The following is a 24,552-nucleotide window of genomic DNA, read 5'->3' on the forward strand; positions in this document are numbered from 1 at the left end:
GTTATCGTTGTATAAGGGATTTGAACACATAAAATTTCATCAGAGCAAGTTCAAGAACAGGTAATGGGCTAAACCTGTTATATTGAAAACTAAATTCAGCCGTTGACAGCTTCATAGCAGGTAAATTGGCGTTGTGTACCAGCACTGTTGCTCCTCTGTAGTGGCAGTATTGTACCCTCGTTCCCATGCTCTGCGTGGGAATGCATACCGGAGCCTGCAGGATGTGGAACAACCTGTTTCTGTTCGGAATCATGAGAGTTTATGGGGGGCTAATTTGTGGAGAGGTTCGGTATGCCAGGGACCTTGGAATCGAGATCAAAACAAAATCCCCGCATAAAGCGAGGACCGTAAAGAACGACCGGAGTCGTTAGGGGTTCCTGTGCATCCTGCCTGGTTTTTCGAGGCTTCCGTCAGTTCACATCACTGTGACACTGTATCGACTCTTCCCTGATGCAAAATGCTTCACTCAACTTAAGGTCTCAGCCTGTTTGCTGAGTCGGCTATTTTACGGACATTGCCGTATTATCCTATTGGTCCAGATACGGAATTTACTGCTTATTCCCCCGTATCCAACCTATAAAAAACCTCGCTCGAAGCAAGGCGACAAGTGCTGATCAATCAGCCGTCAGCGGTTTTTATTATTATTGGGGTGGTATTTATTCTTAGCCAGAGAGTTAGCATTTGGTGTTCTTGTTACCAGGTTCCGAAACAGTCGCTATCGACTTCGGCAATCACTCAATGGATAAGCACAGGTTACGTATTTGCCGAAGAGAAAGTATTGATCTAAGTCAGCGAAGCTTGTTTGACAGTCGATAAACCGGGGGCAGGCTCTCAGCCCGGATATTTCATAAACGTGCTCCCGCTCTCGCTTGTCCTTTGCCGCTCTATGGGAGTTTTGCTCAGTCGACCGGACTCCCCGGTACGGCGCTCCCTCACAAAATCCCTTAGAGCGACAAAGTCCTCGGCTTTGGCATCCTGCGTCGCCCTATCTCCCACATCCATGTGGTCGTGCGCGAGATTCGGGGCAGTTTATGAAATATCCGGGTTAGGAATTGACCCGAAATAACTTCGACATTTTGAACTCGATCTCCGTTCATCCTGAGTGCTGAGCTTGTCGAAGTATCGAAGGGGGATTGGCACAATACATGAGGCCGGAGTTTACAAAACGGTGACGACCAAAACGATGACAGGTCTTGAATCTTGAATGTGTTCAAAAAGAAAGACCTGCCCCCAGTTTTTTGACCCCAGTTTTTTTCAGTTTCGGGCTCCTTGGTTTTGCGTCAAGAAGAAAGACCTGACCTCAGCTTTTCCAGCTTTTCTATATGACCCCAGCTTCCCATAACCCCAGCTTCCCAGCTTTTGCAGCTTTTTGTATGACTCCAGCTTTCCAGGAAGCCCCTACTATAACCGCCCTAGCGGTTTAGTGGTGGGAGTATTTCACAATTTACTCAGCAGCGGGCACTTAACGCCTGAGGTAAATGCTCAATGATACGCTGATCACGGGTAATCAACGGGCAATCACAAAAAATGGCATCAGCTGCAATCAGCCGGTCAAAAGCGTCCCGGGTCCAGTGAATACCGATAGCCGATTGAACCAGTCCTGCGGTAGGCGTTTTTGAACAAACCATGCCCACATCACCATACAAGTCAGCAACTATTTCAGCAGGCGTGAAGGTAATCCGGCCAATCTCATGCAAATACTGAAGCTCCAGCCTTGCCAGTTCAGGCAAAACAATATCATGATATTCAAGTTGCTCCTGAGCCAGTGGAGAAATCTTGCTCAAATCACCACTGTGCAGAAAGACCGCAATATGCGTATCAATCAAAACCATTATCTGGCTCCCACTGGTGGGTGATCGCTTCCTCAAGACCATCTGCCGTATCAGGACCATCAGGCAGCAGGGTGTTGCGGACCTTAAGATTTCCAAGTTTTGATGAAGCTCTGGTGACAACATCCAGTTTTAACAGAGTTCCCCCCCGTTCAATGGTTAATGGCTTACCACTGGCGATCACTTCATCAACAAGCTGATAGATATTCTTGCGAAGCTGAGTCAGGGTTACCACCTGGTTGCTCTGTTCTGGTTCTTGTTGCGTAGGCATAAAACAAAATCCTTGAAGTATGTACGTCTATTAATGTAGAGCGTACGTTAAGTAATCGCAACCTTAAGGAAGGCCAGGCTCTTGAATCTTTTATTCCCCAGGCAAAACGGAGACAGGTCTTGAATCTTGAATGTGTTCAAAAAGAAAGACCCCAGCTTTTCTGACCCCAGCTTTTCTACCTTGCTTCCTGGCTGCCGCAATCCCCTCCCTTTTACACTCAAAAGGGCCACTGGAAAGTCATCTGGAATGGCAACGAAGGCACTGCCCGACTTTCGCCCTTCTTTGATAATGGCACCAGTCTTGGCCATGAGCTCTTCCCGAAAAAGTTCAATCAATGCGTGCGTGACAATAATATGCTGCTCGCCTATATCAACCGGGGTAGACATCAGATGAAGTGGCATAAGGATGATTGGAAATGAGGCATATTGAACACTTGGTCGAGCCGGATCGAATACTTCTCTCATGGCAGGCACTGGCAAGCAAAAACCGGTCTCGCTCTGTGGTGGGCGAGCTGATACGCAAGGGTGAAAAGGTGACTCTCCGGTATTTTTCCGACAGTAAAGATTTTCAGCAGGCAGTAGCAGATGGTTTTACCGGTTATCCTGCCTTTCAGATTCAGGAGGGAGTCAGTCAGTACGATAATCAGGTGCTTGATGCCTTTATCCGTCGACTGCCGCCTCGAACCCGCAGCGATTTCTCCCGTTACCTGGAGCTTAGAGGCTTAAACCCGGAGGCTCAAATCAGTGACTTTGCCTTACTGGGGCATTCATGAGCCCGGCTACCTGATGACGGCTTCGAGCTGATCCACCCGTTTGACAATGCTGACGGGGCATTTGAGTTTATTGTTGAAGTGGCCGGTTTTCGGCATGAGTCTGAGGTAGCCGTTGACGATATCCCCCTGGAGGCCAGCGTCAGCTTTATACCAGAGCCATCAAACTCCTTTGATGACAGGGCTATCCGGATAGAACTGAATGGCCAGAAACTCGGCTATATAGACCGTGGTCGTCTTGATCTGTTCCACCGGCATTTGTAGGCATGCCATCAGCTAACTGGAGAAGTGATCCGTAAGAACGGAACTCCTGAACGGCCACTGCTTTATATCTATACGCGGGTTGTGCCCGTCACCCACTGAGAAAACCTGAGCAGTCAATCCAAAAATGCGCTTATCAATGCCCTCTCAGAGAAAAATTCTCCTGCTGATATTGCCAAGACTATTGTAGAGGGCTTTGTTCGGGCTCCCAAATGCCCTTATTGTGGGTCGGAATCCCTTTAGCGCTGGCGGCTTGAATCTTTTCTACCCAAAGGATGGATACTTATTGTCCAAAAAAAAGCCTCCCGAAAAGGGAGGCAACTCTGTACACACTCTGTAAGCACTACGCACACATAACAGTTAACCTTAAATACTACTCCTCCCGCTAAAAGTCATACCGCAGCCGGGCGATAAACCCATCGGACTTGAAGTTATCCATCCAGTCATGGCTGTAGTTGAACGACAGCGTCATATTATCGTGCAGATCCATATCCACAGAGGCGGCAAACTGGTAGCGGGTGGTGTCACGTTTGGCACCGTGCACCACAAAGCTGTTGCCACCGGCGGCATAGTGAGCGGTCATGGTGACCGGATCGTCTTTAAAGTCGTGCAATACCATCAGTTTGAAGGCCGGGCGAAAGGCCAGATCATCACTCTGGATATCGCCCATCAGTCGCACACCCACGCCCAGTTCCATAATGGTGTAATCGTCGTTTTTCACCTGATCAAAGGCGAGGTAGTTCAACGGGGCAGACTCGCGGTAGTCGTCGGTGGTGATGCGGTAGTAATTAAAGGCCACCAGGGGTTGCCAGCTCCACTCTTCATTGCTGGGCAGGGTCATGCCGCCGCTCAGGCCGATACCCCAACTCTTGCTGTCGTAGCTGGATTGTACCCGGTTGCCGCTGACGTTACGGTGGCCTTTGTTATCCCCGGAGGCATAGCTGATCATGCCATCCATAAACATATCATCCTGGTCATAAGAGCCGTACAGGGTGAAGATATGGTTCTTGCTGTCCATGGTGCTGCCGGACCCGGCACCTTCACCGCTGATATCCGACTTGGCGTAGGTGTAGGCCACCCCGGCGTCAAACATATCGTCCAGCTCCCAGTCTGCCCCCAGGGTAAAGCCATTGGTTTTGTCCTTGTAGCCAAACACGCCGTCTTTCTCATCCTGTTTGGCGTCGTTGTAGGCATATTGAATCCAGACACCACCGGACTCCATCATATCGCCACTGTTCATGCCGGTGCGGCGGTTGGTATTGCGGGTATCAATGGCTTTACTGGACATCTGTTGTGCATCGCGGGCGGCGGTAATGTTGCTGCCGGTATCATTGGGTGTGAGCTGTTTGGCCAGTTTGGCGGAACTGTCTGGGGTCGTTGCCCGTTGGACCACAAAGGCATTGAGCGGATCTTTAACTGTGGCACGGGACTGGGCAGCGGCGGCATCTGGTGCTTTTTTTGGTGCAACGGCTACGTCCACAGCCTTGACCGCAGATGCCGGGGCACCGCCGCTGGCCGCCAGATCACAAACATAGGCTTGCATGTTCTTGGTGGCAAGCTCCATCTTTTTCGGATCCTTCGGATTCAGGATGGAATAAAAATGATGGTATTGCTCGTTAGTGGCTGCCACTGTTACGGGTTGGTTGATTCCCTTATCAGTGGCTGCCATCAATACCTGCCCCGCACTGGCCTTTGAACTATCAAAAACAACCCTGGCATCAGGCCCGATGTTAATAGATTTGGCAGTGACCAAAGGCTTGTCTTTAGCTGGGAGTGGGGCACTTGGATCAATATTAATTTCACCATCCTGATGGAAGCTTCCACTTTCCACCTTTACGCTTCTATTGATGATCAATTTACCCCCTTTGGCAATGCTCAAGGTGGGGGGCTCAGGTGCTTCGGATTTAGATACAGGGCCACGAATAGTAAATGTTTCTGCAGTATTTTTACTTAGTGCTGTCAGCTGGCCCGTTACCTGGACGGTGTTGACGGGGCCATTAATAGTTCCGTTCAGGGTGCTTTTACCGCCGAAGGTGATATTTTTAGCGCCGGTGATGTCACCGTTGATGGAGCCCCCATCCTCTGTAAGTTCAACTGTGGTATGATCGGGTACAATTGTGAAATCAAGGTTGCCATCTATGTTACCGCTGGTTTTTACTTTCAGAGTCTGATTTTTGCTTTCACCTTCAATTGGTTTAATAGCAATCTTAACTGGGGAAGGTGCTTTAGAGCCAGATTGGTTTACTTTTGATTCCGAGCTGGGAGCCTGTGTAACAATCCCGCTGACATTAGCACCTTGGGCAACATTGACGGTCACTACACTACTTTTAGCCGCCAATGTGATGACCGGAGAGACCTCCCACTCTTTACCAGTTATGTTCAGAGCATTAACGTCTCCGGTCATTGCCCCAAGTTTGGCACCGTTAGCTAAATCCAGAGTGCCGATGCTTTTGGTGGTGAGTGCAACCGCTCTGTCGGGCGTATTCAAGACCAGGTTTGGAATACTGGCCCGGTCATTAGGAGCAGGTAAACCACTACCCACCTGCACCTGATCAAAATCAAGTTCACCAGCTTTGACTGAAGCTGCATTGGTAATAGGACCGAGAGTCGCTATCCCATTAATATTGACAGTTTCGGCACCTGAAATCGCTCCGAGGCTGGCGTCTTTAGCGATATCCATGGTGGTGAGAGTTCCACCTTTGACGACATTAACAGCCAGGTTCTGTTTACTGGTGGTTTGTACCTTCAGCGTCTGTTTAGATATTGAAGACGCAGCATTGCCGGACTGAACTGGCTCAACATTCAGAGCGGTCAAAACTCCGCCATCGTTTACCTTAATACTTTCCAGATTGGTGAAGGTGCCGGATGTTTCCCAAGTTGGAGTAGAGGAAGAACCTCCATTTATACTCATAGAGTTAATAGTGGAAATATTGCCCTCAATAGCACCACCACTGATAATAAGTTTGTCTGTATGAGTATCACCATTCTCCAGTTTTGTGACCTTGCCACCGGCGATCTCAAAGGTAGTATTGGGTCGATTAGGATAATTAAAATTAATGGAGTAAGCATTATCATCAGCGTCTGCTGTCGTTTTCAGATAAAACGAATCTGGTGCTCCCTCTTTGGTAAAGGGAATAGATAGAACTTTTTTTGAATCCTCCTGACCAGAGCGATTAGCTTTATCAACAGCTTTGATTTCGGTACCAGTTTCAATTTTTGCCAATCCCAATCGTTTTAAATCAGGAATGATTGAGGCAGGAGGAGCAGCATACTCTATACCTTTGAAGCCATTTGGCCACTTATCACCGGTTGGTGCCGACACTCCAGTTGATATCACAAGAGTATCTGTTTTAGAAGAGTTACCAAATACCTTGGTATAATCAGTATTCGCTATCGGTACAAACTTGATACTCGGCCGCAAACTGGCCTCCCGGAAGTCGATCCCACTGATTACACCATTACCAGTGGTTTGGATTTCAAGAAAATCATCTAAATCCGCCTGTTGATTGAAAGTAACATTTAAAGTTGCTTTTGGTGGGGAACTGATAACGTTAGTACTATAAGGGACGCTTTTAATAGCAGATACTGTCCCCTTTGGGGGTTCGCTTCCTTCCGCTCCAACCGTAATACTTTCCGTATTGATTACCAAACCAGACGACTGCCAGTTATCACCAGTGATTATGATGTCGTCGACATTAGTGACTGTTCCGAATTGCACACCTTCTCCAATAGTAAGGCTTTTTATCAGCTCTGTTTCAGTACCCGTTATCTGTATGGGAGTTGTTCTATTTTTAGGTGTTGATATTGGGGCGTTGATATTCAAAGAGCCAGTAACTCCGTCAACCGGAGCCGCTGCACCCTGTCCTACAAGTGAGATGGCGTTAATCACAGTAGTTGGCTCATCACCTTTATCAGCTTCAGATCTGCTGGCAGTAATGCTTTGAACGTCACTCAAAGCTGATAACAATTGCCAGCCATTAGCACTTACTTCAATATTTTTAATAACAGGGGCTGCCCCTGTTAGCTTTGTAACGCCCAATATATGCAGTTGGTCGATTTTGCCAGCAGCATCACCGGTCTTAGTGCTGGTAATCGCCAGTTCGTCAGACATTACCTGCAAAGAACCGGCTGCGTTGTCTTTGTCTTTAATAGCATTTATTACAACAGCGTTGCTATCGCTGACATAAAGGTGGTTTACGGTACCATCGGTGGTGAGTGCGCTGACTCCTTTGGCCAGGCCATTGACTTGCCAGCCAGCGGGATCGCCAACAGTGATTTTGCCAACCTCGGCAGGGTCAGAAGAACCTTTGTTTAAATTGAGCTCTGTAGCACCGAGTATATGCAGATGGTCGATTTTGCCAACTGCGCTAAGACCTTTAACGGTGTTAACCTCCAGTTTGTCAGACCTAACCCTCAGCGTCCCTGCCTCACTATTTTTAATAGTACTTAGCGCGTAGTTCTGATCATAAACATAAAGATTATTGACGGTACCTAAAGTGTTGAGTGCTTCTACTTGGCTGGCAAAGCCGTCGACATGCCAACCAGTGATACCGTCAACAAAAATATTGTCAATTGAGGCAAAGCCGGGTTTATGATCTTTTACGTCATCGCTTAATGTCAGCTTTGTGTTATCACCATGTATGTGCAGAATGCCGATTTTACCCAAGACATCACCACTGTTATTGGTATTGGTGGCGATAGTCAGATTTTCAGCACCCTTAGAATTAACGCTCAAAGAACCACGGTCACTACCTAAGAGGTTTTGAACGTTCACATAGAGATTTTCAATGGTGCCAGTGGTTTTGACTACGCTTACATCTTTAGCCACACCATCAACCTGCCAACCAGCAGTGTCGCCAACAGTGATTTTGTCAACAGTAGCGGGGCCAGGCGACGAGCTGTTACCGTCGCTTAAGTTGAGATGTGTAGCATCGAGTATATGCAGATTTTTGACTTTGCCGTCGGCACCGCCGGCGGTTTCAATCGTCAGAGTCTCATCAGATGCCATTTTAATTTTAAGGGTATTTGGATCAGCGCTTTTCGCTAAGTCTTCTGCTTTTTTACTGACACGAAGGTCTTCGATCGCGCTGTTGGTTTTCAACTTGTTTGCACCGGACACATGCCCTTGGGCTTTCCAGCCAGTGCCAGTGATATTGATAGTTTCAAAACCACTGATATTACCCTTGATCCCGTCACCCGTTGTGGCAGTGATGGTTATCTTGTCATCATCGCTACCACCACCTTTTATGTCACCGGTAAATGTACCATCCTGAATGTTTACAATAACAGGTTTGTCTGATGCCTCTATGTCCGGTGCATCTACTGCCGGTTTGCCGCCCAGACCTGTGATAACAGAACCTTTTTGGAAATCAACGGTAGCGCTTCCGGTTATTGCAATGGCGGCTTTAGAGCCTTCGATTGTACTGCCATTTATTGTGAGTGTTCCCCCGGCAACGGATACCCCAGTTGCATCGGCTGCACTTGTAGCTGCCGTGATAGATCCCGCTCCACTAATGGTTAATGATTGATCAACAACCTTCACGCCGGTAGCGCCAGCCCCAACCTCAACGCTTGCTTGCCCAGTATTAGTCAGAGTCAGGGTATTAGTACCAGACTGTCCGACAATGCTTGCGCCATCGCCTGTTCCGGTTACTTTGATGGTAACACCTGTCGGAATTTCCAGATTGCCGCCTTCTAATGAAATGTTTTCTCCTGGTTCTTTTATGTCAATCCCATTAATAGCTTTCACAGGATTTTGACCTATAATGATTGCTTGTTTTTCGGGCGGCCAGTAAGCAGGTTTTGTCGAATCGCTCGAGTCTCCACCTCCACCATTGCTCTGAGACATTACAGCAGGAGCCGCTGGTTTAACATCAACAGAAGGGGCAACATCCAACTCCTCAGCATACAAACCACCACTGCCACTCCACCCGGCCAGCACAGAGCTGATACCCAGAACCAGAGCTTTCTTTCTTAATATAACTACTGAACGACTCATCACATATACCTTGAACGACGTTAAGCGCCTGAAGATGGTTTTAGATGCCTTGAAGGGTGTTGAATCAAACCAGAAAATAAACGTCAGATAAATTATAAAAAAACGACGGATATCCAATTAATAACAAAGAATAGAATAACTGAACTTTAAGTTAGTCCAGGAACCACCGAATCTAAATATCGTTTATCTTTTAAAAAAACTTTATTAAGACAATTTTTTTATACTATGTCTCACTCAGGCCCTGTTATATTGCACACTAACTTCAGTCCATGGCATATTCCGAGCATATTCACTGGCTCTTTGTGCTATCTCTTCTGCTCCTGTGTAGTGGAAAGTATTGTAATGGATTTGCAAATTCTTACAGGTGAATTCCACATTAGCTAGCATTTCGACCGTGTTACCAACGAAACAAACCTGTGCCGGGCGCTCGGGCATTTTCTCGATGTATTGCTCCATCACCGAGCCTTCTGTGCCCTGTTTGTCGGCAACGCTTTCGATACTGTCAAACAGGCGCTCATCGATATTGGCTTTTTGCAGCTTTTCTCTGGCTGCTGTTGCTGTGGCCCGGGTCAACACTATAATGTGCGCGTCAGGTGCTTTTTGTCTGATGCGTTGCAGGGTCCGCTCAATATCGTTTTCAACAGCAACCCGTTTTAATTGCCCATAAACAAAGTCAAGGGTTACCAGGGTCTGGTCAACATTAAACATCACTAATGGGTGGTATCCCGGAGTCACATAGTCAATAACGGCGGCAATACTTTTTACGTTATATTCCCGATCCTGGATAGGCAAAGGCGTATGGCAGGTTGTCTGGGTTATGCCGGTTGCTGAGTGCTGCGATGGTGATTGCATCGCGCTTGCATGGTGCGCATCCGAGCGCTCGACCCATTGCGTATACTGTTGCTCAATGGCCGCAAAGTTTGCCAGCGGTGTGATATTCGGGGAAGTTGTCCAGCCGCCATTGAGGTTGTCGGGACGGTAGCAGTGGAGTTCATCAATTGAGGTGATCGCTTGGCAAGCCTGATTAAAATAAACGCCTGTTTGTAAGTCAAATATTGTTTTCAATATCTGGCACTGTGTTTCCGTTAGCTGGGTGGCATCCGGGTTGGTTTCCACGGAACACTTTGTCTGGAGTGATGCTCCGGCTGTGTGAGGGTTTGATGCCGTGATCTTTCTTTGGGCAAGCGCTTTAATGTCCGGCGGAAGCAGGTCATAAAAATCCTGAGCCTCGCTTATGTAGGGTTGGATCTGGTCTAGCTCATCACTGAACTCGCCATTGTAAATGCAAAGAACTGAACCCCGGGAGTTGGTCAGGTAGGGTCGCCCACCGTTGTTGTGGCACTGATATTCTCCCGAATCAAGGTTGCTCTTGAGTTGTGTACTTATGCTCTCAATCAGTATTTTGTCAAGCTCTGGCATCATTCGGTCAAGCATTGGCATCTTCCGTTTGGTTTAAAGTGGCTATCATCGCCGTTTCGGATGGTCACAATGCTGTTCAGGTTAGCTGGCTGTGTAACACCTGTCATTGACCTTATGGTTAGTTATATTGACAAATTTTGCCGAGAAAAATATTTTGCTCAACGACTTTTCATCCCTGAGGGTGGCGACCTTTTCCCAGACTGAGTGATGAAGTTATCCTGTGACAAATCCTGAAGGCATTTTTTTCTGCAATTGCTGCCCCAGCCGGGCCAGTTGCTGGACAGGAATTGGCAGCTGTTCCAGCTCCAGGCTATCCAGCAGGTTTTTTACTCCAAGCCCCAGCTCAGTGTCACCCTCAATCATCAGGCTGCGCTGGAAGAACAGGGTATCCGGGTCTTCCTGTCGGCTGGCCAGTTTCAGGAAGGCTTTGCTGTCTCCCCGGAATTCAACATCAAAGTGTCGTGGGCCGGTAGCGGTCAGCTGACTGCCATCGAAACTGATAAAGAAGCTGATGTCGATATCGGTAATATGGATTTTCAGGCAGCGACTTTCCAGAAAATCAAAATCGCCTTCTTCTACCGGCGTATGGAAGATGTGGTTGATGGCTTTGGTCAGTGGTTTGTTCACCATGGCTGATGGCAGCAGCCTGACCGGCAGGCCCAGTAACTCAATACCTGGTTTTTTGAGTCTCTCCCGCAGGTTAATACCGGGCAGAGGAAGTCTAATAGATGGCAGCAGACTCAATGACAGCTCCTTCTCATATTGCTCACTTTTTCAAATTTCTCAATGGTGGCCCGGTCCAGCAGGTACAGCTCATCCAGTATGCGCAGTTGCAGAGAACCAGGGCCGGGGCAATCCATACTGGCCAGTTCGCCGGCAATGCCAAGGCAGGTAAGGCCCGATACGGCGGCAATCAGTGGTGTATCGCAGATCGCAAGAAAAGCACCGATGATGGCAGTTGCCGTACAACCGGTGCCGGTTACTCTGGCCATCATAGGGTGGCCATTATTGATTTTGTAGACGTCGTAGCCATCGGTCACATAATCGGTAGCACCGGTTACCGCGATAATCAGATGATGTTCACGGGCCTTTTCCTGAATAAATTCCAGGGTAGATTCACTGCTACTGCTGCTGTCGACGCCTTTCCCCTCATTGGCACCGGTAAACAGGGCTTTGATCTCGGAGGCGTTGCCCCGCACAACGGATGGCTTGTTGGCCAGCAACTGTTTATTGCCTGTCAGTCGGAAGGGGGTTGCCCCGACACCGACCGGGTCGAGAATCCAGGGCTTTTCAAGTTGTAATGCCGTTTCTGTGGCCAGAAGCATGCTTTGCAGACCGGAGCCGGTCAGCGTTCCTGTATTGATCACCAGGCTGCTGGTAATGCTCACCATATCTGCGACTTCTTCAATGGCATGGGCCATGATCGGCGATGCACCAATGGCCAGCAGGGCATTGGCTGTGATGTTGGTGACCACATCATTGGTGATGTTGTGAACCAGCGGCTGCTTTTCTCTCACTTCTTTGAGTGAATGAATCATTTGTTCTTGCATAGGAAAGGCCTTTTTATCCATGCTCAATAATAATGATGTCTGGCGGTCAGTGAATTGACACGTGTCACGGTCTTGTCTCCTGACAAATGATTTCAAGAGTAGATCATTTGTTATCAGGTTTTTTGTTGTTGGCGACTATTCCTGTTTAAAAGAGATATGTTGAAATTATATTCTGCAAATTATCTAAATATGGATTTATTAGCTATTGTTTTTTGCCTTATCTAGCTATATTTTTCAACGTCTGAATACTGCTGTTTCAGTTCGGTTTTCTGCTTATCAGTTATCCCGTCAGATCTCAGTTTTTACTTATGGAAGGGGCTTCAGAACCTTCTCCTGAACAGACTGACGGATTCTATTTAATTTCAAATGAATTGACCGGTTCTTCCTTTACAGAATCGGTGCAGGGATTTTTTTGCGCTTTTTCTGCCCGATCAGGGCTATTTGTTTCAGGAGCGAGGGAGATGGTTTTTAATCGGGATATGTTGGCGGATACTTTTGCCATGATTACCTTTGGTATTGTGGTTGGCATGAGTGTTGAACTGCTGGCAGGGCTGAGTTTTGAACAGTCACTGCAATCCCGTCTGATGAGTGTTCCCGTTAACCTGTTAACGGCAAGAGCTTATGGACTGTACCGTGACTGGCTGATTCGTCGTGGCCGGTTTATCGGTAATGGCTTTATGCAAATGACGCTGCTGGATGCCCTGGCGTTTCTGTCGTTTCAGATTCCGCTGTATGCCTTGCTGTTATTGTCGACGGGTGTCAATTTGGAGCAGTTGCTGGTTGCCTGTGCAGGGCAGATAGGAGCCATGCTGATCATGGGGCGGCCATACGGAATCTATTTGCAGCTCTGTCGCAACTGGTTCAAGCCTGTCGCAATTCCTGTCGCATAAAAAATCTTCAGTTTTCATGAATAAAGCCCTGATTCGTAAGCGATTTCGAATCAGGGCTTTTTATTTTTCTGTCCTGACGGTATAGTTATTTTCCGAAATGAGCCGGCATGATTTCATGTATTTGTCGATGCACTCTGGTGTTAATAACGCATTAATAACATAACCTCCATGCACTCATGTCATCCATGAGTCCGGCCTGAACTTCTATTCAATTTGTGACGGCTGTTATGGGGTATAAGCTGTGTCACGTATCGTCTGTATCTGTCGTAAGTCAAGCTGCGCTGCCCTCTATGGGGGGCATTGTTATGCCATATACGACAGCGTATTTGCATCATGGCTTGCGAGTTTCAGAAGCTGAGGTTCACCTTCTGAAGTTCAGGACTGAGCATTACAAGGGGGAAGCATGTCCTTACTGGAAGTAGAAGGGCTGCGCATTGAGTTTCCATCTCGTCATGGTACTGCTGTAGCTGTTAAAGGGGTTTCATTTACCCTCGAAAAGGGTGAGATACTGGGCCTTGTCGGTGAGTCCGGTGCCGGTAAATCCACCGTTGGCAATGCGGTCATTGACTTGCTGAGCCCTCCGGGTGTGGTGGCTGGTGGCAATATTAAGCTGGATGGCCAGGCCATCAGCGGTCTCAGTGGCGAAGCCATTCGCCGGATCCGTGGTCGTCGTATCGGGTTTATTTTTCAGGACCCAATGACGTCTCTTAACCCACTTCTGACCATTGAAACCCAGATGGTGGAAACCATCATGGTCAATCTGGGGCTTGATAAAGCAGCGGCCTATAATAAGTCAATTGAACTGCTGACCTCGGTGGGCATTTCAGAGCCGGAAGTGCGTATCAGGCAATACCCTCACCAGTTTTCCGGTGGTATGCGACAGCGTGTTGTTATTGCCATTGCTCTGTCCGGCGATCCTGAGCTGATTATTGCCGATGAACCCACCACGGCACTTGATGTCTCTATTCAGAATCAGATTCTCGAATTGATCCGCAAACTCTGTAAAGAGCGGGACGTTGGCTGCCTGCTGGTAACCCACGATATGGGCGTTATTGCCAATGTGACGGATCGTGTCGCTGTTATGTATATGGGTGACCTGGTGGAACTGGGTTCTACAGAGCAGATTTTATGCCGCCCGGAACACCCTTATACCCAGAGCCTGATCAGTGCCGTGCCCAGAACCGATATTAAACTGCACCGCTTTCCCAGGGTCGAGTACATCGAAAAAGAGCAGGGGCGTCATATTGATGTGAAGAATCACTGGCTGGGGCAGAAAGAGCAGCTTTCTGATTTGAATGCAGAGATTAGCGACCGTGCCCTGCTGACAGTGAAAGACGTTAACCTTCGTTTTGAAACCCAGTCTGCGTTTTTTGCAAAAAATCGCCGTTACGTTCAGGCATCCAACCAGGTGTCTTTTGAGGTGCGCGCCGGTGAAACCTTTGGTCTGGTGGGGGAGTCCGGTTCCGGTAAGTCGACGATTGCCCGGATTATTGCCGGTCTTTATCCACCAGACTCCGGATTGATTGAGTTTGCCGGTCAGGATATTACCCGGCTGACTGAAAAGCAGCGTAAGCCATTTCGCCGTCAGATTCAGATGGTGTTTCAAAATCCCTATTCCAGCATGAATGCCCGGATGACGGTGCAGGACATCATTGCCGAGCCCATTCGTTTTCATCAACTGGCCGAATCTGAACGTCAGATCAATCGTATCGTGGCGGATCTGCTGGATCACGTTGGCCTTGGGCGTGCGGCCGGGGTCAAGTATCCCCATGAGTTTTCCGGTGGACAGCGTCAGCGCATCTCCATTGCCAGGGCGCTGGCAACCCGCCCGAGATTCCTGATCTGTGACGAGCCGACCTCGGCTTTGGATGTCTCGGTACAGGCTCAGATTCTCAACCTGTTAAAAGACCTTCAGGAAGAGCTTGGCCTGACCATGCTGTTTATCAGCCACGATCTGCCGGTTATTTTGCAGATGTGTGACCGCATCGGTGTGATGAAGATGGGTACACTGGTTGAGGTGGGGGATACCGACCGGATTTTCAGTGATCCTCACCATGAGTACACCCGGCATCTGATCAATATGATGCCAAGGGTTGAGAATCTGTCCCGTAGTGGGTTGGATATTGAAGCCAGAGTTGCTGCGCATTCTTAGGTATAGTTCTTGAATAATTTTAAAAAGTGAAACACCTGTAATGGGGGAGCGATGAAAAAAACTATGAAAAAGCTTGCCGGAGCGATCCTGGCAGCATCATTGGCGTTAGGGGCTCAGGCCGCTACTTTAAAAATGGCATACGACTCGGATCCGGTATCTCTGGACCCGCATGAGCAGCTGTCTGGTGCAACGCTGCAGTTGTCTCACCTGGTGTTTGATCCACTGGTTCGCTGGGATGACAACCTTCAGTTTGAGCCTCGTCTGGCGGAGAAGTGGCAGCGTATTGATGACCGGACCATGCGCTTTACCCTTCGTAAAGGCGTTAAATTCCACAGCGGTAATGCGCTGACGTCTGCCGACGTTCAATGGACTTTTCAGCGACTGGCCAGCAGCCCGGACTTCAAAGCGGTGTTCGAGCCTTTTGCCGCAGTGAAGGTCATTGATGACTATACCTTTGATCTGGTGACCAAAGAGGCGTTCCCCCTGGTCCTTAACTCTGCCACCTACATCTTCCCGATGGACAGCAAGTTCTATGCAGGTCTGGATAGTACAGGTCAGGAGAAGTCTTTGCTGAAGAAGCACGGCGATACCTATGCCTCTAAAAATGCTTCTGGTACCGGGCCTTTTATTGTGACCGAGCGTCAGCAGGGCGTGCGTGTCGATTTCCAGCGGTTTGAGGGTTACTGGGATAAGCAATCGCCGGGGAATGTGGACGAGATTGTGCTTACACCTATTAAAGAAGGCCCAACCCGTGTAGCCGCTCTGCTGTCCGGTGACGTGGACTTTATCTTCCCTGTGCCGCCTAACGATCATGAGCGTATCAAGCGGTCTGGCAATACGGACCTGGTGACCCTCGGTGGTACCCGTATCATCAGTTTCCAGCTGAATCAGGAGCGTGTTCCCGCGTTCAAAGACAAGCGTGTTCGTCAGGCCATTAATTATGCCATCAACAATGACGGCATCGTTAAGAAAATCATGAAAGGCTTTGCGACACCTGCCGGTCAGCAGGGGCCAAAAGGCTACGCCGGTTATGTTGATGATCTGCAGCCACGTTATGACCTGAAAAAGGCCAGACAGCTGATGAAAGAAGCCGGTTATGAAGATGGTTTCGCCATCACCATGATGGCTCCCAATAACCGTTATGTGAACGATGCCAGGATCGCTCAGGCGGTGGCTTCCATGCTGTCAAAAATCAACATTAAAGTGGATCTGAAAACTCTGCCAAAAGCGCAGTACTGGCCTGAGTTTGATGAGCGTTCTGCAGATATGATGATGATTGGCTGGCACTCCGATACGGAAGATTCCGCCAACTTTACCGAGTACCTCACGGCCTGTGCCGATTCGGTTTCCGGCTGGGGACAGTATAACTCCGGTAATTACTGCAATGAGGCGGTAGACGCGCTGGTTAAGAAAGCTGGCTCTGAAACCGATCCAAACATACGGGCACAGATTCTTCAGGACGTTGAGCGTACCCTCTATGAGGAAGCAGCCTTTGTTCCACTGCACTGGCAGAACCTTGCCTGGGGTGCCAGCAAGAACGTGGCCGCCAAAGACGTTGTTAACGTGATGAACTTCCCTTACCTGGGCGACCTGGTGATCAAGGAGTAAACGGTTTAGCCCGGATACTCGTGGTCTAAAAGCCTTGAACCACAAAGACACGAAGGCACAAAGGAAGCCTTTTTTGCTTGCTGAGCGAAGCTCAGGCAAGCCCGGAAAAAACTTTGTGTCTTTGTGCCTTTGTGGTTCCCTTCTTTTAACACCCTCGGGAAACGAGTTCGGACCGGGGAATGAAAATGCTTCGCTATTGCTTTTGTCAGGCATCCAGGGATATTTATGCTGTTATTTTTAATGCGCAGGCTTATGCAGGGGCTGATAGTGATGTTTGTTATCAGCATTATCAGCTTTTCCATACAGGACAATCTTGGGGATCCCCTCCGGGAGCTGGTAGGGCAATCGGTGTCAGAAGCCGAACGTGAAAAGTTGCGTGACGAGATGGGGCTAAACGACCCGTTCCTCACTCAATACACAAGATTTATGGGCAACGCGTTACAGGGCGACCTGGGGAATTCTTATTTTTTCAAAGCGCCAGCGTTGGACGTGATATTGGCCAAAATGCCAGCCACCCTTGAGCTGGTGTTTGCCGCGAGTTTGATCATTATTCTGGTGTCTATTCCCGCTGGTGTGTATTGTGCCATTCGGCCCCATAGCTGGTTTACCCGGTTAATTCTCGGGTTCAGTATTCTCGGTATTTCTGTCCCTGTCTTTCTGACCGCTATTTTCAGTATTTACCTGTTCTCTATTGAGCTGGGCTGGCTGCCATCTTATGGCCGGGGTGAGCTGGTGCCGGTTATCGGTGGCTGGGAGAGCGGCCTGTTTACTCAAGATGGCCTGTTGCATCTGATTCTGCCTGCCATCTCGCTGGCCAGCATTATGCTGCCACTGTTTATCCGACTGATTCGCTCTGAAATGTCAGAAGTGTTGCATACCGAGTACGTCAAGTTTGCCAAAGCGAAAGGTTTGAAAAAGGCACGTATCTACTTCCTCCATGCCCTGAAGAACACCATGCTGCCGGTCATTACTGTTGGCGGTGTGCAGATAGGAACCATGGTCGCTTATACCATTCTTACGGAGACTGTCTTCCAGTGGCCGGGCATGGGCTTTCTGTTTCTGGAAGCGGTCAACCGGGTGGATACGCCGCTGATTGTGGCTTACCTGATTGTTGTAGGTGCCATTTTTGTGGTGGTGAATACGCTGGTGGATCTGCTGTATGGCCTGATTAACCCCACCGTCAGACTGGCGAGGAGCGCCCAATGAGTGAAATGATATCGAACGCGCCGGTCGATCAGGAAACTGCTGCGGCTAATAGGGCACCGGGGCGCTGGGAGCGTTTCAGGAACTCTACCTTCTGGTACAGCTTCACCCGTGACAAGGTGGCCATGGTCTGCGCCTTGGTTTTTGCGCTGTTTGTGGGGGCTGCGCTGTTGGCTCCGATCCTGGCTCCCACCAATCCCTACGATCTGTCAACCATTGATATTATGGATTCGGAAATTCCCCCGGCGTGGTCAGCAGAAGGGGATGAACGTTTTCTGCTGGGCACCGATGACCAGGGGCGTGATCTGTTCAGTACCATTCTCTATGGTATGCGCATCTCATTGGCGATCGGTCTGTTTGCTGTTTTGTTGCAGGCTTTCCTGGGTATCGTTCTGGGTTTGACCGCCGGTTACTTTGGTGGCCGAATCGATAGTTTTCTGATGCGGGTTGCGGATATTCAGCTGTCGTTCTCTACCATGATGGTGGCGATTATCGTGCTGGCGGTTTTCCAGGCCTCTTTTGGTTCGGAACTCTACAGTAAGCTGGCCATGTTCATGCTGATACTGGTGATTGGTATTGCCGAGTGGCCTCAATATGCCCGTACGGTTCGGGCATCGGTATTGGCAGAAAAGAAGAAGGAGTATGTAGAGGCGGCCAGGGTTATGGGTTTTGGTGCCGGGCGCATTATGTTTCGACATATCCTGCCAAACTCACTGTCGCCTATTCTGGTGATCTCGACGGTGCAGATTGCCAATGCGATTATCAGTGAGGCCGCGTTGTCGTTCCTGGGTCTTGGTATGCCGGTATCCCAGCCTTCCCTGGGGTCTCTGATTTCCAGTGGTTTTGAGTATATCTTCTCTGGCAGCTGGTGGATTACGGTTATTCCCGGGATTGTGCTGGTGGTTCTGGTGTTGGTGCTCAATCTTCTGGGTGACTGGCTCAGGGATGTGTTGAATCCAAAACTGTATAAGGGCTAATACTCATGCAGAGCCCGCAAAAGCAAAAGCTGCCTGTCTTTTCGGGCAGCGGGTGGCGGGCAGCGCTTATTGAAATGTCGAAGTTATTAAACAGCTCCCGGGAAGAAACCACCTGAACAGCTTCTATTCACCGCTTTGTTGATCTGAGTTAACACTACCGACTTATAAGTTGGTTATTATCTACGCAAATATTGGTTTTATAATTACTCACGTATTTAGATATGTCCCGTATAGCGTTGTTGCACCAGGGGTGTGAAGGCCAGACCCAAAAAATTACCGAAAGAATCGGCCAGTGCCTGGCCCAGGCTGGTCATGAGACGTTTGTCAGCTCTATTACTGATCTGAACGACGGCTTCTCACTTCAGTCTTGTGATGGTGTTATCCTTGGTTGTTCGATTCGTTATGGCAAACACCATAAAGCGTGTTACCAGTTTATCAGGCAATACAGTGACCAGCTGGCAACCATTCCGGGTTACTTTTTTTCCGTCAATCTGACCGCCCGCAAGCCTGAACGACGGGACCCTCATAACAACCGTTACCTGCAGAAATTCCTGAAACAGATTTCATGGACTCCCGACCGGGTGGAAGTGTTTGCCGGTGCTTTGCTGTATACCCGATATCGCTGGATTGATAAACAGATGATCCGCTTGATTATGAAACTGACCGGGGGGCCTATTGACGTCACTCAGAATACCGAGTTTACCGACTGGATGCGGGTTAAGGCGTTTGCCGAGCAATTAAACCGGGACTTTCAGAAAATAAGCCGCCCAATGGCGGCTGAAGCTTATAAAAGTACCGTGATTGAAGAACCTTCAGTTCCCGGAATGATTAAATCCAAAATGATGTCCTGAGGCTTTTATTCATTAAATTTGGACAATTCCTGACTGAGTTGCTGTGTGAGCCATGGCTTCTCCGGCAGTGGTGCATCCAGGCGGGGGGCATCCAGGGTTGCCGCATGGTAGATGTCCCTTGGCAGGTGAACCACGCTGAGAGCAAGAGCTATGGCAGCAGATGCCAGAGTGGCAACTGCGCCAATGCCAAGCCCGAGAACGGCACCGGTACGGATGCCTGCCTCTTTGCCAACATAGGCACCAGCGGCAACAATATAGGGGTTAAAAGAAAAAGTCAGCAAGTCTAATATCTGAGGAATCAGAGCCACAGTAAATCCTGCCGTAGCGCCAACTGCCGCACCGGCACCCATGCCCATAAACATGCCTGCGGAGCCACCGAACATCATGGCCGTTAAGATTCGGTTTCTGACCGCCTTGAATGGATAAACCAGCCGGTCTTTTAAACTTGGCTTTGCCGACAAGTCAGCGCTTGGGTTGCTATCCTGGATAACTTGAGTAGTCGTTGATCGCTTTGTGGTCTTCCTGTGCCCGAAGCGCCCTCCGTCGATCATGTCGGTTTGGAATTCAGTAAGAAAGGGGATCTTTTGTTGATTGCCAGTAGTAGCAGTAGTAGGTCTACACATAGATACTCTCCATTATCCGTAGTTTCTTAAATACAATCCGATGTATTGGGCGTTTTGTTCAAGTTATGGGAGTAATTTACAACGAGCTGAGCCAAAAGTTCATAACACTGTGTTTAGTATTACTGACAATACTGCTGATTCTTGTTTTAGTAATGGTGGGGGCTGTATAAACTATTGATATTTATATCTTATTTCTCTAAAAATAAGTTATTGCCATTTAAGGCTGTTTTGTTATGAACCAATTTCGTTAAAAATCATAATGTCGATAATGATTACCAGACAGGATGATAAAAGGAGAACGTTTAAATGCATCTCGCTACAGGTTTTTTTCTTCTGGTGTTTTCTCTGATGGTCAGTGCGGACGGCCTGCAGAGCCAGCTGACACCCGGAGGTATTCTGGTTGGTCAGGCGGCACCGGGGAGTCGGATTGTTTATGACAACCAGGACGTCAGAGTAGCGAAAGATGGGCGCTTTATTCTTGGTTTTGGCCGTGATGCAGAACTGAAGCAGTCCTATACAGAGCACTTTGCCAGTGGCGAACTGAAGACGTTTCATTTAATCCTGAAGCCACGGAAATATGATATTCAGCGGTTGACCGGGATTGCCAGAAAATATGTATCACCGGATGAGCGGGTGTTATCCCGTATCCGCAGAGAAGCTGAAGAGGTGCGTGCAGCCAGAGTACCTGATACGGATCAGGAGGATTTTTTTAACGGCTTTGACTGGCCGGTAAAAGGCCGCATCAGTGGTGTCTATGGCAGCCAGCGCGTGTATAACGGTCAACCTGGGCGGCCACACTACGGTCTGGATATTGCCGTACCCACAGGCACACCGGTAGTGGCACCGGCTGATGGGGTTGTGCGACTGGTGGACCCGGACCTCTACTATTCCGGCGGCACCATCATTATTGATCATGGCCACGGTATTTTTTCCAGCTTTCTCCATCTCAGCAAAGTCTCTGTGAAAAGTGGGGCGGCTATCAAACGAGGGCAGACTATCGGTGAAGTGGGTGCCACTGGCCGGGTTACCGGTGCCCATCTTGACTGGCGCTATAACTGGTTTGATAAGCGGCTTGACCCTGCTTTGTTAACGCTTGGGGATCAGTAAATTCAACAGACCCTGCGGTATGTTATGATCCCTGACAGGGAGGACATAATCATGACATTCTTTGGTAAAGACCCCGATAAACAGCAACTTCCAACTGAAGAAAAAGCCCTGCCGGGCAGGGAGGATGCGATGCCGGTCCCGGCCCGGCATTATGTCAATGGACAGCCATTGAGGCCGCCATTTCCCGATGGCTTGCAGACCATCTATCTGGGGCTTGGCTGTTTCTGGGGAGCAGAGCGATTGTTCTGGCAACTGCCCGGTGTTTATACAACGGCTGTTGGCTATGCAGGTGGTTACACACCCAATCCTACTTATGAAGAAGTCTGCACCGGAGCAACCGGGCATACAGAAATGGTGATGGTGGTTTACGATCCTGAAAAGCTAACGACACAGGCTTTATTAGCATGTTTCTGGGAATCCCATGATCCAACCCAGGGAATGAGACAGGGTAACGATGTGGGAACTCAGTATCGTTCAGCCATTTATACCACCACGGATGAACAGGCCGGATTGGCGGAAAGCTCAAGGAGTGAATTTTCAAAGTCTTTGCAACAGCAGGGATATCCGGATGTTACAACAGAAATCCGTGAGGCTCCTCCGTTCTACTACGCAGAAGAATACCATCAGCAATATCTGGCCAGGAATCCCGGCGGTTACTGCGGTCTGAAAGGTACGGGTGTTTGTCTTGGCAAGTAACCGCTATTGATTTTCAACCAGACAAAAAAACGGACAACCAAGAGAAAGATTAGGTTGCCCGGACGCAGTTTGCTGAATGGATTGAAACAGGAGCTTCATGGACAGGTAACCGTGTGTTACCTAATCCATGCCTAATAAGATAGACAGCCGCTGTTGATTCCTCACTGCGTATTGCTACCTGTTTTTTTGCGATTTTTACTTAGATTGTTTGTCGAGGATAGACGGCAGTCTCGCTTCTGGTGTAACTACCGGCATAAGCCTCCTATATTTTATTTCTGATCAGATCCCTGATCAGGAAGCGGGAGGGGTGAATGGCTTCCAGCAGTTTTGCAGGCATTGATAGACCGACAGTACTATCGGCCTCACCGGTGATCATGGTGGCCAGAATCTCACCGGCAACAGGGCAGGAGATTATTCCCCGGGAACCGTGTCCGGCGGTCACGTACAGGCCAGACAGATATTCAGGACAGACGTCAATGGTCAACTTGCTGTTTTTTCTGAGGGGTGCATAAGTGGCAACAAAGTGCTTAAGGTCAACGATTGGACCGACTACGGGCAGATAATCCGGTGTTGTGCAGCGGAATCCTGTTCGCCCACCGGTCACTTGTGCATCAGTTCCACCGAGTGCCTGGTACATGGCAGGGAAATACCCGGCCTGCATGGCCAGGTTTTCCAGGTGGTCGGCTTCTCGAACTTCAGTACCTTTGTCGTTAAAACTGAACGTTGCGCCCAGGGTGTGATAGCCATCGACAGCAGGGGCTATATAGCCTTCTCCGCAGACACAGGAGGCCAGCTTCTCACTTTCGGTGGTTGCCCTGGCCTGAGTAATCTGGCCACGGATGGCTTTAAGAGGCAGGTAGTTCAACTGTGACAACTGATGACTGGCCGCTCCCCGGGCAATGATAACGGTTTTACTGTGCAACCTGTCGCCATCGGTTTTCACCAGCCAGCCCTGCTCAACGGGTTCGATAGTATTCATCGCCGTGCTGGTCACCACCCGAATGTTTGGGTGATCGGCCAAAGCCTGGCAGAGTGCGGGTGGGTGCACCCAGCCTGCCTGTGGAAAGTAGAGGCCAGGATAGTGAATGCCCAATCCGGCGATATCGCTCAGTTGTGCTTCCGTCAGGTATTGAAGCAGAGCATTCGGATGTTGTTTATCCAGGGCCTGGTATCGTTGATCCGTTTTGGCATCAATGGCTAACTGGATAACACCGCACTGCTGCCACTGTTCAACCTCCAGTGCTTTTAGTGTATCCAGGGTGAATTGATAACCTTTAAGGATGAACTGGCTGAGCGGCGTGTTGTCGGCAGAGAGTTTGGCATAGAGAACACCCTGTGGATTACCCGATGCTTCGCTGGCCAGGGTCTGGTGTTGTTCCAGAATGGTGACCTGCCATCCCCGACGCGCCAGCGCCCATGCTGTGCTGCAGCCCGCCAGGCCGCCACCGACGACGATGGCTGTTTTTTCAGGATTCCTGTGGTCAGCGGGCGCAAACCAGGGTTTGCTCAAAGGTAGACCCGAGGAGACAAAGCGGCCGGCAATCATATCCCGCTTGCGGCCAAAGCCCGGTTGTTTGGTCACTGAGAAGCCTGCCTCCGTCAGCCCGTCCCGAACCTGTCTGGCCGCAGTGAAGGTGGCATAGGTTGATTGCTCATGGCTTTTGGCTTTCAGGGTCTGGAACAGTTTGGGCTGCCACATATCAGGATTTTTGGCCGGGGCAAAGCCATCGAGAAACCAGGCATCAACCTTCTCGTTGATATGAGGCAATGTGTCCAGCACGTCACCAATCAAAATATGAAGACGGATGTGTTTGCCTGATGCGCGGTCTGAAAATTGCAGGTCGATATTTTCCTCACTCAATTGATAGGCGCTGATCATTTTGTTGGCCAGAGGTGTCAGCTCCTCAAACATATTGAGTGCTTTTTGCAGGTCATCCTGCTGGAGTGGATACTTCTCCGTGCTGATAAAGACCAGAGACGTGTTATCAGGGGCCTTTTCCAGAAAGAGCTGCCAGGCACAGAGGAAGTTCAGACCAGTGCCAAAGCCGGTTTCGCCAATGGTGAACGTTGTACCGGGTACCAGTTGACGAAACCGCCCGGGGAGATGATTATGTTCCAGGAACACATGGCGTGTTTCGGCAATACCCGAGGCCCGGGAAAAGTAGACATCATTAAACCGGGTGGAGACTGGCAGGCCATTTTCCCACTGGATGTCAGCAGTTATGGTGTGATTCGGATGGTTTGGTGGATGATTGGACACGGCTTTCTGTTTCAATATCAGGCACAAAGCTGCAAGCATAGTCAGTGCCGACTATCGGGTAAAGAACCATGAGCAAGGAGACTGCCCG

The 24,552-nt window shown here is 49.2% G+C and carries 19 protein-coding genes; 10 read left to right on the top strand and 9 right to left on the bottom strand.

Features of this window, described 5'->3' with window-relative positions:
* Nucleotides 1-1,448: 1,448 nt before the first annotated feature.
* From J7438_RS18145 to J7438_RS18155, 3 genes are read right to left on the bottom strand one after another with little or no spacing between them, the layout of a single operon-like run.
* A complete protein-coding gene (locus J7438_RS18145) occupies nt 1,449-1,832 on the bottom strand; it encodes a type II toxin-antitoxin system VapC family toxin (RefSeq protein ID WP_209203247.1) in 384 nt (127 codons plus the stop codon).
* Nucleotides 1,819-2,100, bottom strand: a complete 282-nt coding sequence (locus tag J7438_RS18150; RefSeq protein WP_209203248.1) for a type II toxin-antitoxin system Phd/YefM family antitoxin — start codon at nt 2,098-2,100, stop codon at nt 1,819-1,821. The genes J7438_RS18145 and J7438_RS18150 overlap by 14 nt, the downstream gene beginning before the upstream one ends.
* Before the next feature lie 47 nt (nt 2,101-2,147).
* A complete protein-coding gene (locus J7438_RS18155; protein WP_209277664.1) occupies nt 2,148-2,486 on the bottom strand; it encodes a hypothetical protein in 339 nt (112 codons plus the stop codon).
* A 29-nt stretch (nt 2,487-2,515) separates the two neighbouring features.
* On the opposite strand from J7438_RS18155, the gene J7438_RS27870 reads away from it, so the two are divergent.
* A complete protein-coding gene (locus J7438_RS27870; protein WP_286196689.1) occupies nt 2,516-2,872 on the top strand; it encodes a hypothetical protein in 357 nt (118 codons plus the stop codon).
* 78 nt (nt 2,873-2,950) lie between these two features.
* On the top strand, nt 2,951-3,133 hold the full coding sequence (locus tag J7438_RS27875) for a hypothetical protein (RefSeq protein WP_286196691.1): 183 nt from the start codon (nt 2,951-2,953) through the stop codon (nt 3,131-3,133).
* Between the two features lie 382 nt (nt 3,134-3,515).
* On the opposite strand, the gene J7438_RS18165 is transcribed toward J7438_RS27875, so the two are convergent.
* From J7438_RS18165 to thiM, 4 genes are all read right to left on the bottom strand, one after another.
* On the bottom strand, nt 3,516-9,128 hold the full coding sequence (locus J7438_RS18165; protein WP_209277665.1) for an autotransporter outer membrane beta-barrel domain-containing protein: 5,613 nt from the start codon (nt 9,126-9,128) through the stop codon (nt 3,516-3,518).
* A gap of 234 nt (nt 9,129-9,362) precedes the next feature.
* A complete protein-coding gene (locus J7438_RS18170; protein ID WP_209277666.1) occupies nt 9,363-10,562 on the bottom strand; it encodes a DUF2608 domain-containing protein in 1,200 nt (399 codons plus the stop codon).
* A gap of 198 nt (nt 10,563-10,760) precedes the next feature.
* Nucleotides 10,761-11,291, bottom strand: coding sequence for a ubiquinone anaerobic biosynthesis accessory factor UbiT (ubiT, locus tag J7438_RS18175; protein ID WP_209203254.1), 531 nt, complete (start codon nt 11,289-11,291; stop codon nt 10,761-10,763).
* Nucleotides 11,288-12,085: a hydroxyethylthiazole kinase gene (gene thiM / locus J7438_RS18180; protein ID WP_209277667.1), complete on the bottom strand. Its 798-nt coding sequence runs from the start codon at nt 12,083-12,085 to the stop codon at nt 11,288-11,290. Before thiM ends, ubiT begins: the two co-directional genes overlap by 4 nt.
* A gap of 473 nt (nt 12,086-12,558) precedes the next feature.
* Here thiM and alaE point away from each other — a divergent pair, with 473 nt between their 5' ends.
* The 6 genes from alaE (at nt 12,559) to hemG (ending at nt 19,778) form a co-directional block, all read left to right on the top strand.
* Nucleotides 12,559-12,987 (top strand): L-alanine exporter AlaE, encoded by a 429-nt coding sequence (gene alaE / locus J7438_RS18185; protein ID WP_209203256.1) that lies wholly within the window; start codon nt 12,559-12,561, stop codon nt 12,985-12,987.
* 403 nt (nt 12,988-13,390) lie between these two features.
* Nucleotides 13,391-15,139, top strand: coding sequence for a dipeptide ABC transporter ATP-binding protein (locus J7438_RS18190; protein ID WP_209277668.1), 1,749 nt, complete (start codon nt 13,391-13,393; stop codon nt 15,137-15,139).
* 51 nt (nt 15,140-15,190) lie between these two features.
* Nucleotides 15,191-16,747 carry an ABC transporter substrate-binding protein gene (locus J7438_RS18195; protein ID WP_209277669.1) on the top strand — a complete coding sequence of 519 codons (1,557 nt, stop codon included), beginning with the start codon at nt 15,191-15,193 and terminating at the stop codon, nt 16,745-16,747.
* A gap of 225 nt (nt 16,748-16,972) precedes the next feature.
* Nucleotides 16,973-17,953 carry an ABC transporter permease gene (locus J7438_RS18200; RefSeq protein WP_209203259.1) on the top strand — a complete coding sequence of 327 codons (981 nt, stop codon included), beginning with the start codon at nt 16,973-16,975 and terminating at the stop codon, nt 17,951-17,953.
* A complete protein-coding gene (locus J7438_RS18205) occupies nt 17,950-18,927 on the top strand; it encodes an ABC transporter permease (RefSeq protein WP_286196692.1) in 978 nt (325 codons plus the stop codon). Before J7438_RS18200 ends, J7438_RS18205 begins: the two co-directional genes overlap by 4 nt.
* 221 nt (nt 18,928-19,148) lie before the next feature.
* Complete coding sequence (gene hemG / locus J7438_RS18210; RefSeq protein ID WP_209277670.1) at nt 19,149-19,778, top strand: menaquinone-dependent protoporphyrinogen IX dehydrogenase; 630 nt, start codon at nt 19,149-19,151, stop codon at nt 19,776-19,778.
* A gap of 5 nt (nt 19,779-19,783) precedes the next feature.
* On the opposite strand, the gene J7438_RS18215 is transcribed toward hemG, so the two are convergent.
* The gene (locus J7438_RS18215; protein ID WP_209203262.1) at nt 19,784-20,401 is read right to left on the bottom strand and encodes a hypothetical protein; all 618 of its coding nucleotides are present in this window, start codon (nt 20,399-20,401) and stop codon (nt 19,784-19,786) included.
* Nucleotides 20,402-20,707: 306 nt separating this feature from the next.
* Between J7438_RS18215 and J7438_RS18220 the strand changes: the two genes are divergently transcribed.
* Nucleotides 20,708-21,508, top strand: a complete 801-nt coding sequence (locus J7438_RS18220; RefSeq protein WP_209203263.1) for a M23 family metallopeptidase — start codon at nt 20,708-20,710, stop codon at nt 21,506-21,508.
* 51 nt (nt 21,509-21,559) lie between these two features.
* Nucleotides 21,560-22,204: a peptide-methionine (S)-S-oxide reductase MsrA gene (gene msrA, locus J7438_RS18225; protein WP_209277671.1), complete on the top strand. Its 645-nt coding sequence runs from the start codon at nt 21,560-21,562 to the stop codon at nt 22,202-22,204.
* Between the two features lie 262 nt (nt 22,205-22,466).
* Here the strand turns inward: msrA and mnmC are convergent, their stop codons facing one another.
* Nucleotides 22,467-24,503, bottom strand: coding sequence for a bifunctional tRNA (5-methylaminomethyl-2-thiouridine)(34)-methyltransferase MnmC2/FAD-dependent 5-carboxymethylaminomethyl-2-thiouridine(34) oxidoreductase MnmC1 (gene mnmC, locus J7438_RS18230; RefSeq protein WP_209277672.1), 2,037 nt, complete (start codon nt 24,501-24,503; stop codon nt 22,467-22,469).
* Between the last annotated feature and the right edge of the window lie 49 nt (nt 24,504-24,552).

The sequence above is a fragment of the Thalassotalea sp. G20_0 genome, from assembly GCF_017744175.1.
Classification (GTDB): Bacteria; Pseudomonadota; Gammaproteobacteria; order Pseudomonadales; family Endozoicomonadaceae; genus Endozoicomonas.

Excerpts from the sequence above, each read along its gene's own strand:
- J7438_RS18145 (WP_209203247.1), bottom strand. The coding sequence starts at position 1,832 with ATGGTTTTGATTGATACGCATATTGCGGTCTTTCTGCACAGTGGTGAT.
- J7438_RS18150 (WP_209203248.1), bottom strand. The coding sequence starts at position 2,100 with ATGCCTACGCAACAAGAACCAGAACAGAGCAACCAGGTGGTAACCCTG.
- J7438_RS18155 (WP_209277664.1), bottom strand. The coding sequence starts at position 2,486 with ATGTCTACCCCGGTTGATATAGGCGAGCAGCATATTATTGTCACGCAC.
- J7438_RS27870 (WP_286196689.1), top strand. The coding sequence starts at position 2,516 with ATGAGGCATATTGAACACTTGGTCGAGCCGGATCGAATACTTCTCTCA.
- J7438_RS18165 (WP_209277665.1), bottom strand. The coding sequence starts at position 9,128 with ATGAGTCGTTCAGTAGTTATATTAAGAAAGAAAGCTCTGGTTCTGGGT.
- J7438_RS18170 (WP_209277666.1), bottom strand. The coding sequence starts at position 10,562 with ATGCTTGACCGAATGATGCCAGAGCTTGACAAAATACTGATTGAGAGC.
- thiM (WP_209277667.1), bottom strand. The coding sequence starts at position 12,085 with ATGATTCATTCACTCAAAGAAGTGAGAGAAAAGCAGCCGCTGGTTCAC.
- alaE (WP_209203256.1), top strand. The coding sequence starts at position 12,559 with ATGGTTTTTAATCGGGATATGTTGGCGGATACTTTTGCCATGATTACC.
- J7438_RS18190 (WP_209277668.1), top strand. The coding sequence starts at position 13,391 with ATGTCCTTACTGGAAGTAGAAGGGCTGCGCATTGAGTTTCCATCTCGT.
- J7438_RS18195 (WP_209277669.1), top strand. The coding sequence starts at position 15,191 with ATGAAAAAAACTATGAAAAAGCTTGCCGGAGCGATCCTGGCAGCATCA.
- J7438_RS18200 (WP_209203259.1), top strand. The coding sequence starts at position 16,973 with ATGCTGTTATTTTTAATGCGCAGGCTTATGCAGGGGCTGATAGTGATG.
- J7438_RS18205 (WP_286196692.1), top strand. The coding sequence starts at position 17,950 with ATGAGTGAAATGATATCGAACGCGCCGGTCGATCAGGAAACTGCTGCG.
- hemG (WP_209277670.1), top strand. The coding sequence starts at position 19,149 with ATGTCCCGTATAGCGTTGTTGCACCAGGGGTGTGAAGGCCAGACCCAA.
- J7438_RS18215 (WP_209203262.1), bottom strand. The coding sequence starts at position 20,401 with ATGTGTAGACCTACTACTGCTACTACTGGCAATCAACAAAAGATCCCC.
- J7438_RS18220 (WP_209203263.1), top strand. The coding sequence starts at position 20,708 with ATGCATCTCGCTACAGGTTTTTTTCTTCTGGTGTTTTCTCTGATGGTC.
- msrA (WP_209277671.1), top strand. The coding sequence starts at position 21,560 with ATGACATTCTTTGGTAAAGACCCCGATAAACAGCAACTTCCAACTGAA.
- mnmC (WP_209277672.1), bottom strand. The coding sequence starts at position 24,503 with ATGCTTGCAGCTTTGTGCCTGATATTGAAACAGAAAGCCGTGTCCAAT.